General features: G+C 29.2%; 12 protein-coding genes. 11 read left to right on the forward strand and 1 reads right to left on the reverse strand.

Annotated elements, in window-relative coordinates:
• The 7 genes from ACULEV_RS18345 to ACULEV_RS18375 are packed head-to-tail and all read left to right on the forward strand — an operon-like array spanning position 1 to position 8,431.
• Positions 1 to 1,623, forward strand: coding sequence for a BatD family protein (locus tag ACULEV_RS18345; RefSeq protein ID WP_445456502.1), 1,623 nt, complete (start codon positions 1 to 3; stop codon positions 1,621 to 1,623).
• A complete protein-coding gene (locus tag ACULEV_RS18350) occupies positions 1,620 to 2,624 on the forward strand; it encodes a vWA domain-containing protein (RefSeq protein WP_445456503.1) in 1,005 nt (334 codons plus the stop codon). The genes ACULEV_RS18345 and ACULEV_RS18350 overlap by 4 nt, the downstream gene beginning before the upstream one ends.
• Before the next feature lie 12 nt (positions 2,625 to 2,636).
• On the forward strand, positions 2,637 to 3,674 hold the full coding sequence (locus ACULEV_RS18355) for a VWA domain-containing protein (protein ID WP_445456504.1): 1,038 nt from the start codon (positions 2,637 to 2,639) through the stop codon (positions 3,672 to 3,674).
• A 1-nt stretch (position 3,675) separates the two neighbouring features.
• Complete coding sequence (locus ACULEV_RS18360) at positions 3,676 to 4,482, forward strand: tetratricopeptide repeat protein (RefSeq protein WP_445456505.1); 807 nt, start codon at positions 3,676 to 3,678, stop codon at positions 4,480 to 4,482.
• 1 nt (position 4,483) lies between these two features.
• Entirely contained in the window at positions 4,484 to 6,247 is a 1,764-nt protein-coding gene (locus ACULEV_RS18365) for a BatD family protein (protein ID WP_445456506.1), read from the forward strand.
• Between the two features lie 5 nt (positions 6,248 to 6,252).
• The gene (locus ACULEV_RS18370) at positions 6,253 to 7,014 is read left to right on the forward strand and encodes a tetratricopeptide repeat protein (protein WP_445456507.1); all 762 of its coding nucleotides are present in this window, start codon (positions 6,253 to 6,255) and stop codon (positions 7,012 to 7,014) included.
• Positions 7,015 to 7,054: 40 nt separating this feature from the next.
• A complete protein-coding gene (locus tag ACULEV_RS18375; protein WP_445456508.1) occupies positions 7,055 to 8,431 on the forward strand; it encodes a hypothetical protein in 1,377 nt (458 codons plus the stop codon).
• A 42-nt stretch (positions 8,432 to 8,473) separates the two neighbouring features.
• Here the strand turns inward: ACULEV_RS18375 and ACULEV_RS18380 are convergent, their stop codons facing one another.
• The gene (locus ACULEV_RS18380) at positions 8,474 to 9,022 is read right to left on the reverse strand and encodes a CvpA family protein (protein WP_445456509.1); all 549 of its coding nucleotides are present in this window, start codon (positions 9,020 to 9,022) and stop codon (positions 8,474 to 8,476) included.
• 133 nt (positions 9,023 to 9,155) lie between these two features.
• Here ACULEV_RS18380 and ACULEV_RS18385 point away from each other — a divergent pair, with 133 nt between their 5' ends.
• From ACULEV_RS18385 to ACULEV_RS18400, 4 genes are all read left to right on the forward strand, one after another.
• A complete protein-coding gene (locus ACULEV_RS18385; RefSeq protein WP_445456510.1) occupies positions 9,156 to 9,512 on the forward strand; it encodes a hypothetical protein in 357 nt (118 codons plus the stop codon).
• Between the two features lie 15 nt (positions 9,513 to 9,527).
• Positions 9,528 to 10,490, forward strand: coding sequence for a bile acid:sodium symporter family protein (locus ACULEV_RS18390; RefSeq protein ID WP_445456511.1), 963 nt, complete (start codon positions 9,528 to 9,530; stop codon positions 10,488 to 10,490).
• A 96-nt stretch (positions 10,491 to 10,586) separates the two neighbouring features.
• The gene (pheS, locus tag ACULEV_RS18395; protein WP_445456512.1) at positions 10,587 to 11,606 is read left to right on the forward strand and encodes a phenylalanine--tRNA ligase subunit alpha; all 1,020 of its coding nucleotides are present in this window, start codon (positions 10,587 to 10,589) and stop codon (positions 11,604 to 11,606) included.
• A gap of 89 nt (positions 11,607 to 11,695) precedes the next feature.
• Positions 11,696 to 12,103, forward strand: a complete 408-nt coding sequence (locus ACULEV_RS18400; RefSeq protein WP_445456513.1) for a hypothetical protein — start codon at positions 11,696 to 11,698, stop codon at positions 12,101 to 12,103.
• Positions 12,104 to 12,140: the final 37 nt, after the last annotated feature.

Below are 12,140 nucleotides of genomic sequence, written 5' to 3' on the forward strand. Positions count from 1 at the left end.
ATGTTAAAGAATATAAAAATATTATTTTGTTTGTTACTTACTTCGATTGCTTTTTCACAATCGATTCAATCTACTGTAGATTCAACCCAAATTAAGATTGGCTCTCAATTCAATTTAACGATTAAAGCAAATGTTACTTTAAAAGATAAAGTCATTTTTCCTGAAGGACAATTTTTTGGACAAGTAGAAGTTTTAGAATCTTATCCAATAGATTCAATAAAAAACAATGATAAATTAGAGTTAATTAAGAAATATGGGTTAACCCAATTTGATTCTGGTAGATATGTTATTCCACCACTTCAGGTAATAATTAATAATAAAACTATTCGAACAGATTCATTTGCAATAGTTGTTAATCCAGTAGTTGTTGATACTCTAAAACAGCAGATGTATGATATTAAATCAATTATAACGGTTGATAAACCAACCGATTATTTTTGGTTGTATGTGTTATTAGGATTAGTAGTAATTATAGGAATTGGTTTTTTAGTTTATTATTTCATTAAAAAGAGACAAATTAAAAAGAATGAAGAAGACGAAATATTATTTGCTTCTCCTATCGAAAAAGCATTATCACAATTACAAAGTTTAGAAGGAAAGGAACTTTGGCAAAAAGGAGAAACAAAAGCATATTATTCTGAGTTAACTGATATTACAAGATATTATCTTGAAGAAGCTGTAGAAATTCCAGCTATGGAAAGTACTTCTAATGAGTTGTTTCAAACATTAAAAAGCACTATTAAAAAGAGAAAAATTAAGTTAAGTCAAGATGTCTTAGAGAAATTCAAAAAAGTAATGTCTAATGCTGATTTAGTTAAGTTTGCCAAATCAAAACCATTAGATTTTGAAATTGAAAACGATAAGAAAATGGTTGATTCTTTCTTAATCTCTTTAGATAAAGCTATTCCTAGAACCGATGAAGAGAAAGAGAATTTATTTACTGAAGAATTAAAACGAAAAAGAAATCGTTCTCAAAAATTAAAACGTATTGCAATTCCTTTAACACTAGTTCTTTTCTTATTACTAATGGGTGGAGTTTTTATTGGAGTTTCCAAAGGAACAGATTATATAAGAAATAATTGGTTAGGTCACAGTGCAAAATCATTATTAAACGAAGAATGGGTTTCTTCAGAATATGGTGATCCAGCTATTATTATTTCAACACCTAAAGTTTTAAAACGCCTTTCAGACGAAAGAATCCAAAATAACTTACCAGCTCATGTAAAAGCAAATGCTAAATTTACTTATGGTAGTTTATTAGATAATTTTTCAATTACATTAAGCACTACTTCCTATAAAGACACTACTTCTGTAGATTTAGATCGTGTTATTGAATACGACTTAAAAAATATGGAATTATTAGGTGCTCAAAATATTACTGTAAAAGAAGAAGATTATGAAGATCCAAAAGGATTAACAGGTAAAAAAGCTTATGGTAGTTTTACAGTTACAAATCCTATAGAGAAGGAAAATCAATTAATGAATTACGAATTATATGTTTTTTCTCAATCAGGTGGAGCACAGGAACTTTTCCTTATCTATAAAAATGATGATGAATATGCGAAACAAATTATGGAAAGAGTAATTACTTCTGTCGAACTTAGAAAAGCTACTGAAAAATGAAAAATGTAACCTTTTTACATCCTGAATTTTTCTGGTTGTTTTTGGCTTTGCCATTAGCCATAACTTGGTATTTGTATTCTAGAAAAAGGCATACAGCTACTATTAAGATGAGCTCATTAGCTCCTTTTGCAAATAGTAAAACAGTACTCTCAAGAATAAAACCATTACTTTTTGTTTTAAGAATAGTAGCTTTATCAGCAATTATAGTAGCTTTAGCAAGACCAAGAAGTGTAGATGTTACAGCAAAATCGAGAACCACAAGAGGAATAGATATTGTAATGGCAATTGATGTGTCTGGAAGTATGTTAGCCAAAGATTTAAAGCCAAACCGATTAGATGCTTTAAAGAGAGTGGCTTCAAAATTTGTTGAAGACAGAATTAATGATAGAATAGGATTAGTAGTATATGCAGGAGAAAGTTATACAAAAACACCAGTAACTTCAGATAAAACAGTGGTTTTACAATCTTTAAAAACGGTAGAATATGATGATTCTATTATTGAAGATGGAACAGGAATAGGAGTAGGACTAGCCACAGCAATTAATAGATTGAAAGATAGTAAGGCGAAAAGCAGAATAATTATTCTATTGACTGATGGTGTAAATAATGCAGGAACAATAGATCCTAGAATGGCAGCCAATATTGCAGAACAATATGGCATAAAAGTTTATACAATAGGTATAGGAACAAATGGTATGGCTCCTTTTCCTTATGCAAAAACCTCTAACGGGCAGTTTTTATTCCGAAATATGAAGGTTGAGATTGATGAAGATTTAATGAAAGAAATTGCTAAAACGACTGAAGGGAAATATTTTAGAGCAACAAATAACAAGAAATTAGAAGAGATTTATGCAGAAATTAATAAACTAGAAACAACTGAAATCGAAGAAAAGAAATATTTCAACTATGATGAAAAATTCAAACCTTTTGTTTGGCTTGCTTTTGGATTAGTATTGATAGAAATTACTTTAAGAAACACTGTTTTTAAAGGATTTGTTTAAAAAATTAAGAAAATGTATCATAAGTTAGAAGAACCAATATTATTATATTTACTACTAGTACTTCCTGTATTAGTACTGTTATTCTTATTTCAGGTATATTGGAAAAAGAAAAAACAAAAAGAATTTGGAGACTTAGAGCTAATAAAAAAACTATGTCCTACAAAGTCAATATTTAAGCCAGCGTTAAAGTTTGTTACAGTATTATTAGCATTAACTGGTCTTATTTTAGCATTGGTTAACCCAAAAATAGGAACAAAAATAGAAACAGTTAAAAGACAAGGTATCGATATTGTTTTTGCTTTAGACATTTCAAAAAGTATGTTAGCAGAAGACATAGCGCCTAATCGTTTAGAAAAATCCAAACAATTAATAAGTCAAATTATTAATAGTTTAGGAAATGATAGGATAGGAATTGTTGGTTATGCTGGAAGTGCTTATCCTGTTTTACCTATGACAACGGATTATAGCATTGCAAAGATGTACTTACAAAACATGAATACCAATATGGTTTCATCCCAAGGTACAGCATTAAATGACGCCATTAATTTAGCAACTACCTTTTTTGACGCACAAGATACAAGTAAATTGATTATTCTTGTTTCAGATGGAGAAGATCATGGTGACGGAGCAGAAGAAGCAAGTGAAATAGCTAAAGAAAAAGGAATTAAAATTACGACAATTGGTGTAGGAACCGTAAATGGTGGTCCTATTCCTATTAAAGGGGATAATGGTGTAGTAGCTGAATATAAAAAGGATAATGAAGGAGAAGTAGTTATTACAAAATTAAATCCTTCAACACTTCAAAATATAGCCCAAAACACAAAATCTACTTACATGGAAGGAAATAATACCAAACAAGTATTAGAACAAGTCAAAAGTGTATTAGATAATATTGAAAAAACTGAGTTTGAGTCACAAGAAATAGCAGAATATCAAACCCAATATCAATGGTTTATAGGAGTTGCTTTTTTTCTTTTATTGCTCGATATTTTCTTTTTAGAAAGAAAGACAGCTTGGTTGCAAAAGTTAAATTTATTTAATGAAAGATAGTATGCAAAAGATAATTATAACAATAGCATTATTTATTACTTCAATTATTTTTAGTCAAAATAAGGATAAAAACTTATTTGAAGGAACTCAATTATTTGGTACAAAAAATTATACATCTGCTGAAAGCGATTTTAGAATTTCACAATCTAATAATGAAGAAAAAAAAGCGGTGGCTAACTATAATCTAGGAAATAGTATTTACCGACAAAATCAACCTAGTGAAGCAAAATACAAATTTTTAAATGCAGTTGAATCTGCTAAAACAAAAGAAGAGAAGCATAAAGCGTTTCATAATTTAGGAAATTCACTTATGCTTGAAGAAAATTATGCAGCAGCAGCTGAAGCTTATAAAAATGCATTACGTAATAATCCATTAGACGAAGAAACACGCTATAATTATGCTTTAGCAAAGAAAAAACAAAAAGAAAATCCTCCTAAAGACGATAAAAACAAAGATAAAGACAAGGATAAAGATAAAAATCAAGACCAAAAAAATCAGGATAAAAAAGAAGATAAAGGAGATGGTCAAGATAAAAAAGACAAGCAAGACAACGGGAAAGATAAAGACAAAAAAGATTCCGAAAACGGAGATAAAGACGATAAGAAAAAAGAAGGAGACAATAAACAAGATAAGCAAGACGGAGATAAAAAAGAAGATGAAAAAGGAAACCCGAAACCTTCTGGTGTAAATAAACAACAAATAGAAAACTTGTTAGATGCAGTGAACAACGCAGAAAAGAAAATTCAAGATAAATTAAATGCAAAAAAGGTAAAAGCTAGACCATCAACAAATGAAAAAGATTGGTAACATGAAGAATTTTTTTGTTATAGTTATACTTTTTATTCAAACTGCACTTTTAGCTCAGGAAATTAAATTTGAAGCAAAAGTCAGTAAATCTACTATTGGTTTAAACGAACGATTGCAAGTTACTTTTGCAATTAATGAAGATGGAGATAATTTTCAAGCACCTAATTTTGATGGGTTTAGACTTATTGGTGGTCCATTTCAATCCACAAATTTTTCTTGGGTAAATGGAGTAAAATCTTTCAGTAGAAGTTATACTTATGTTCTACAACCTACTCAGAAAGGAACATTAATTATAAAACAAGGTATTATAGAGTTTGATGGACAAACTTATAAAACCCAACCAGTAAAAGTAACAGTAACAGATGCTGTTGAACTACCAAAAGATCCAAATGATCCCGATTATAAAGTAGGTGAAGGAGTTCATTTAGTTGCAGAAGTTTCAAATGCAAATCCTTATTTGAATGAACCAGTAACAGTTGTTTATAAATTGTATTTTAATCCAAGATTTCAGGTAAGAAATGTTCAAGAAGTAGATAATCCAAAATACAATGGTTTTTGGAGTCAACAAATCAATATTGATAAATTACAAGCAGTTCAAGGTAAATATGATGGTCAAAACTATGCATTAGTAGTTTGGAGAAAGGTTATTCTTTATCCTCAAGAAGCTGGAGCCAAAGCATTAGAACCTTTAACGATTAATCTAGATATCGATGTACCTACAGGTAGAAGAAATTTCTTCATGGAACCAGAATACAAATCGGTTACCAAAACAATTTCGGCTGGAGCCAAAACAATAAAAGTAAAACCATTACCAGAAGAAGGAAAACCAGCTAGTTTTGCTGGAGCAGTTGGAAAATTTAATTTTGAAGTAAAATCTTCTAAAACAGAATTGCGAAGTGGAGAATCATTAGATTTAGAAATAAGTGTTTCTGGATCAGGAAATTTGAAACTATTTACTTTACCAAAAACAGAATTTCCAAGCTCATTTGAAGTTTTCGACCCAGAACATAAGGAAGAAGTGAACACACCATTATCTGGAATGAATGGAAAAATTTCTGATAAATACACTATTATTCCTCAATTTAAAGGAAAATATACACTAAAACCTATTGATTTTTCTTATTTTGATTTGAATACGAAATCCTATAAAACGATTTCTTCAAAAGAGATTACAATAAATGTTTTAGACAATCCAAATTTTACATCGGCTAAACAAGAAGTTGTTCAAAATGATAACAACAAACAGCAAGTTATAAAAAACAATAATACGTTTCAATTTATTAAATTAAAATCAGAGTTTGTTCCAAAATATAAAGAAGAATTCTTTGAAACTAAATTGTTTTATGGACTGTTATTAGCTCCATTTTTGTTTATTCCAATAATAGTATTAGCTAGAAAGAAAAAAGAAGCAATTGATGCAGATGAATTTGGCAATAAAATAAGAAGAAATAATAAACTAGCTAAGAAATATCTCTCAGAAGCTAAGAAACAAATGGGTAATAAAATCCCGTTTTATATGGCAATGGAAAGAGCATTACACAATTTCTTAAAAGCGAAATTACATATTGAAACCTCAGAAATGAGTAAGGAAAACATTCAAGAAATATTAGAAAGTAAGAAAGCACAATCAGAAACAATACATCAATTTATTCAGTTAATGAATGATTGTGAATTTGCTCGATATGCACCAGCAACAGAAGTGGCTATGAAGCAAGATTTTGAAAAAGCGGTAAGTTTAATTTCTGACCTTGAAAAACAACTGTAATAAAGATGAGAAAATTAGTTTACATACTTGTTTTAATTACCAATTTTATTTTTGCACAAGACAATGCAAAAACACAATTTGATGCAGCTAATGAATTGTATCGAAATGAAAAATATACAGAAGCGATTGAGAAATATGAATCAATTATAAAAAAAGATAAATTAGAATCACCTGAACTGTATTTTAATATAGGGAATTGTTATTATAAATTAGGTAAAATTGCACCATCAATATATAATTTTGAAAAAGCATTATTACTTAATCCAGATGATGAAGCGATACAGACTAATTTAAATTTTGCTCAAAAAATGGCAATCGATGACATAAAAGTGATGCCAAAGGTTGGTTTTTCAAACTTTTTGAACAAAACAACTGCTATTTTTGCTTATGATAGTTGGGCTTGGATTGCTGTTGGTTTTTCTACCTTATTTTTACTTTTCTTTATAGGATATTATTTTTCATCAAAAACCATTTTAAAGCGAATATTTTTCTTAGGAATGTTTGTCTTACTAGGATTTATGGTTATAAGCGTCGTATTTGCATTTCTTCAAAAGCAATTAGACAAGAAAATTAGACCCGCAATTGTCTTTGAAGAATTAGTGAATGTAAAAACAGAACCTAAAACAACTGCAGAAAATGCATTTATGCTTCACGAAGGCACAAAAGTATTTGTAAAAGAAACCCTTGACAACTGGAAACGTATCGAACTAACAGATAAGTCAGAAGGATGGATAAAGAAAGAAGCAATTAAAGAGTTGAAAGAATAAAATTATTTTCTATTTTTGAGAAGATTGAAATTTTATCTACATGAATAAAACGCTTTGGAATGAAATAGAAAAATTTGATTTCGATTTTCCCCTTTCAGAATATGGTTTTTCTACTCGTTTAGCTTATGAAAATGAATGGACAACATTCTTTACCCAAAAAGCCATAGAAGAATATAAAAAGTTTATGTATTTGGCAGCGACTTCAAATCAAATGGTTTCTCCTTCTGAAATTGTGGATATTGTTTGGCATCAACATCTTATTTTTACTCAATCTTATAAAGAATTTTGCGATATTTTAGGTAAAAAAATAGAGCACATTCCTTCCACACATAACAAAGAAGAAAAAGACAAATTTATAGCTGCTAAAAAGCGTACTAAAGAACTATATGAAAGTATATTTGGGTTACAACCCAAAGAATTTTGGGAATACAACACATTTATTGAGGTTTTAGAGGTTGAAAAGTCGAAGATACATTTAAGTACTATTATCTCATTTGGAATTTTATTATTGTTTTTTTTAATTTTATTTTTTAGATATGTACTTTATGATTTTTATACTGTAATAAATGGGTCCCTTTTTCTATTATCATATTTACTTCTAGGTTTTATACTTTTCAAAATCTTAAATACTTATAATGAAATTAGTATTGAAAAGAAAACAAAGTTGATTCTTTCAAATAAAATTATTGAAAAGCTAACTGCTAGCGAATTAATTTGTTTAAAAACTAATCAAATTAAAGTGGTAATTCACGGATATGTCAATAATTTAATAGTAGGAAAAAAATTAAAAATTAATGATTCTAAAGAAATTTCTAAAGTAAATAGTCGTAAGGAATTAAATAATATAATAGAAAAAGCTATTGTAGATACATTTGAAGGCCAAAAGGCATTGAAATATAGTCAGTTGCTTAGTGTGCTTATTAGCAAGCCTGTTTTTAGAACAATTTTAAAAGCTACAGATGTAATTAAGAAAGAACTTGTTTTTTCCAAGAATAATATGCAATTATTTATTACCAATTATGTTTTTGTTATCCTTTTTCTTGCTATTGGTTCGAGTAGATTGGTTGTAGGAATAATAAGAGAAAAAGCTGTTTTGTTTTTAATACTCTTAATGGCAATAGTCTTTTATGTTTCCTTTCTTTTTTTGAAAAAGATTCTTTATAGTATCGTTCAAAAAACAATTCCTAAACATTTTAAAAACGAAATTATTCCAAACACCAAGACAGAACATACAGGTTGGGAATGGAATTATTTTTTAAATGGAATAGCATTACTTTCCGCTGCATTTATTCCTATAGCAAATACACATACAAGTTCCAATTATTTTTCTGGTTGTGGTTCAAGTTGTGGAAGCTCTTGCGGTTCAAGTTGCGGTAGTTCTTGCGGTGGAGGTTGCGGTGGTTGTGGAGGAGATTAGTTAGTTTAAAGACAAAGGATTACTGCGACTGAAAACCGAACACTATTCTTGTTCCTCCTCATTTGTTTCATTCTTCTCATCATCGTCAGTTTTATTTACTTGCTTCTCATACCATTCTTCAATTTTTGGATATAAAAATGCCGAAATTTCTTTAGTAGGATTGTAAAAAATAGATTTGTCTAATGTTTCTTGTTTTACTAATGCATTATTGATATTCACTTTCTCAAATAATAAAATCACTATACTTAATAATAAAATTGTTTTTAAAGCGCTAAAAATAGCTCCAGCTAGTTTGTTAATCCAACCTAAATAGGCAAAATCAGCTATTTTAGTCAATAATTTTGCAGAAAGGTGAATCAAGACTACCACAAGGATGAAAGTTAAAGCAAAGGCAATTATTTCAATGTATTTAGGTTCCCAAGTCACTTTGGGTTCTAAAATATTTTTCACTAAATAAGAAAATTTAATAGCTACAAATATTCCAGTAACTAAAGCAATCAAGGAAGCCAATTCTACAAAAAGACCATTCTTAATTCCTTTATACAAAGCATAACACAACAAAACGGCAAATACAATATCAATAAAACTCATTCTAAAAGATTAAAGAATAAAGATAATAGAAATTATTTAAAACCAAATTTCAGCTATATCTTTGCACAATATTAAAATGAACACAGGGAGAAAGTCTTTTTTCTTTCTTCTTTGCTCTATTATCTTAAATAAAATGTCAAGAGACGAACAATTAAAAGAACGCTGGGAAAGTGTTGTCAATATATTATCGAATAAATTTGCAGATGGAGAAGAACTCGATTTAGATGCAATTATTTATTTAATAGGAATTCAAGAATTGGGAAAATTCAAGCAAGAATTTAAAAAAGATGAAAAAGTAAACCTTATGCATATTGCTATTTGTCGTTTACTCGAACCTTATGGTTATTACGAATTTGAATATTTTGATAACGAAGGTTGGCCGCATTACAAAATAAAAGAAGAATTACCACCTTTAAAAGCGGGAGAACAATCGGTTCTTATGAAAGATGCTATTGTAAATTATTTCCTTGATAAAGAATTAATAGATTAGTTTTAATAACACAAAATGAAAATCGATAAGTTTGTATTGGCTATTATAATAATAGTTCTTTTAGCCTATCTTTTTCCACAGTTAGGAGCAAAAGAGAGTAACATTCCTTTAGATTTAATAGGAAGTATAGGTATTGCCTTAATTTTTTTCTTCTACGGATTAAAATTGCATCCTGATAAAATTAAAAATGGACTAAAGAACTGGAAATTACATATTTTAGTTCAACTCGCTACTTTTTTACTGTTCCCAATTTTAGTATTGTTGTTTAAACCATTCATAACTTCTGATAATCAAGAAATGATTTGGTTGGCATTTTTATTTTTAGCCGCTTTACCTTCAACAGTTTCTTCATCAGTAGTAATGGTTTCCATAGCTAATGGAAATATACCAGCAGCAATTTTCAACGCTAGTATTTCAGGATTAATTGGAATAGTAATTACACCACTTTGGATGGAATTATTTTTACAACAAACCACAACCGAATTTGACTTAGGCACAATTTATATCAAATTAGCAACAGAAATTCTCCTACCAGTTATTTTGGGTATTATCTTGCAACGTTACTTAGGGAAATATGCTGCCAAATATAATAAGCAATTGACTTTATTTGATAAGTCAATTATTTTATTGATTATTTATAAAAGCTTTTCGGAATCTTTCGAAGGAAAGGTATTTACATCAGTTAAAATAATGGATTTAATCTTGATTTTTACTGTAGATATGGTGCTCTTTTTTGTTGTCTATTCTTTAATTGGATTTTTGTCCAGAAAACTTCAATTTAATAAGGAAGATCAAATAACAGCACAATTTTGCGGAACTAAAAAATCGTTGGTTCATGGAACAGTCTTCTCTAAAATTTTATTTCCATCGACTATTTCCATTGGAATAATTCTTTTGCCTTTAATGTTATTTCATGCTTTTCAAATTTTCATTATTAGTATATTGGCATCCAAACTTGGCACAAGAGGAAAAGTTTAGTTTTTAAAGATTTATTATACAAATAGACAAACTTTAGAATTAAATCAAAACAAAAAAATTTAATTTGTAAATTTGCAGTCCATTTTAAGATTTACAATGATAGACAAGATTAAAAGTCATATTGAAGAAGCCAAAGCTTTTCATACTGATAGTAAAGAGAAATTAGAAGAATTCCGTATTAAATATTTAGGGAGCAAAGGCTTGCTAAGAGAGTTATTTGCTGATATGAGAAATGTTCCAAATGAAATGAGAAAAGATTTTGGACTAATTGTAAATCAGTTAAAAAATACTGCCGAAGACAAAGTAGCTGCTATTCAAGAGCAATTAGAAAGCAAAGAAGTAGTAAAAGGAATTTATGGAGATGTAACTCGTTCAGGTGAGCCAATAAACATTGGTTCTCGTCATCCTATTTCTATTGTAAAAAATCAAATTATTGATATTTTTTCAAATGTAGGTTTTAATGTGTCTGAAGGACCAGAAATAGAAGACGATTGGCACAATTTTACCGCATTAAATTTACCAGAATACCATCCAGCAAGAGACATGCAGGATACTTTCTTTATTCAGACTAATCCTGATATTTTACTACGTACACATACTTCATCAGTGCAAGTACGTTATATGGAAAACAATCAACCACCTATCAGAACTATTTCTCCAGGACGTGTTTTTCGTAATGAAGATATATCATCACGGTCACATTGTATTTTCCATCAAGTGGAAGGTTTATATATTGACAAAGACGTTTCATTTGCTGATTTAAAACAAACGTTGTTGTATTTCACCAAAGAGATGTTCGGAAAATCTAAAATTAGATTAAGACCTTCTTATTTCCCATTTACTGAACCAAGTGCTGAGGTAGATATTTATTGGGGATTAAATAATGAAATTGACTACAGAATCACTAAAGGAACAGGTTGGTTAGAAATTATGGGTTGTGGAATGGTAGACCCAAATGTTTTAAAAAACTGTAACATCAATCCAGACGAATACACAGGATTTGCTTTTGGAATGGGAATTGAGCGTATTGCCATGTTATTATACCAAATTGGTGATATTCGTATGTTTTATGAAAATGATGTGCGTTTCTTAGAACAATTCAAATCATCTATTTAAAACAGTCATAAAGTCGAAAGTCATAAAGTGGAAAGGGTTAGTTACTCTTACTTTAAGACTTTCGACTTTGAAACTTTAAGACTTATTGCATGAAAAAAGACATAATAATTCCAAAAGTAGAAAACGTACATATTGTAGCTATACAAGAATGGAGCGATGATTTTCAAGAGAATTGTTGGTATGCTTATTTATTAAATGCTACCAATGAAACCTTAGAAATGGCCATGATTGTTTCACGAGCTTATGGTTTGATTAATGGAGAAAATAGAAACACCATGTCTTTACGACATGCTTTTGCAAAAGTAGAACCGCAAACAGCTGTGAAAATAGAGTTTCTAGAAAATAATGTGTTGCAATTAAACAATGAATTCCTATTATCTTATTTTATAGGTAATCAAATGTTTGATAAAAAATTCATCTTCAAAGTGAACAGCATCAACGAAAAAGCACAATCCGATTTGCCTGTTATTGCAAAAAGAGGTGTAATGGGTGTTTAGTTACTTACAAAATATTGCAAACTTCATAAAAATTCCT

The organism is Flavobacterium sp. HNIBRBA15423, from assembly GCF_052655965.1.

Bases quoted from the DNA above. Each gene is read 5' to 3' on its own strand.
- ACULEV_RS18345 (WP_445456502.1), top strand. From the start codon at position 1: ATGTTAAAGAATATAAAAATATTATTTTGTTTGTTACTTACTTCGATT.
- ACULEV_RS18350 (WP_445456503.1), top strand. From the start codon at position 1,620: ATGAAAAATGTAACCTTTTTACATCCTGAATTTTTCTGGTTGTTTTTG.
- ACULEV_RS18355 (WP_445456504.1), top strand. From the start codon at position 2,637: ATGTATCATAAGTTAGAAGAACCAATATTATTATATTTACTACTAGTA.
- ACULEV_RS18360 (WP_445456505.1), top strand. From the start codon at position 3,676: ATGCAAAAGATAATTATAACAATAGCATTATTTATTACTTCAATTATT.
- ACULEV_RS18365 (WP_445456506.1), top strand. From the start codon at position 4,484: ATGAAGAATTTTTTTGTTATAGTTATACTTTTTATTCAAACTGCACTT.
- ACULEV_RS18370 (WP_445456507.1), top strand. From the start codon at position 6,253: ATGAGAAAATTAGTTTACATACTTGTTTTAATTACCAATTTTATTTTT.
- ACULEV_RS18375 (WP_445456508.1), top strand. From the start codon at position 7,055: ATGAATAAAACGCTTTGGAATGAAATAGAAAAATTTGATTTCGATTTT.
- ACULEV_RS18380 (WP_445456509.1), bottom strand. From the start codon at position 9,022: ATGAGTTTTATTGATATTGTATTTGCCGTTTTGTTGTGTTATGCTTTG.
- ACULEV_RS18385 (WP_445456510.1), top strand. From the start codon at position 9,156: ATGTCAAGAGACGAACAATTAAAAGAACGCTGGGAAAGTGTTGTCAAT.
- ACULEV_RS18390 (WP_445456511.1), top strand. From the start codon at position 9,528: ATGAAAATCGATAAGTTTGTATTGGCTATTATAATAATAGTTCTTTTA.
- pheS (WP_445456512.1), top strand. From the start codon at position 10,587: ATGATAGACAAGATTAAAAGTCATATTGAAGAAGCCAAAGCTTTTCAT.
- ACULEV_RS18400 (WP_445456513.1), top strand. From the start codon at position 11,696: ATGAAAAAAGACATAATAATTCCAAAAGTAGAAAACGTACATATTGTA.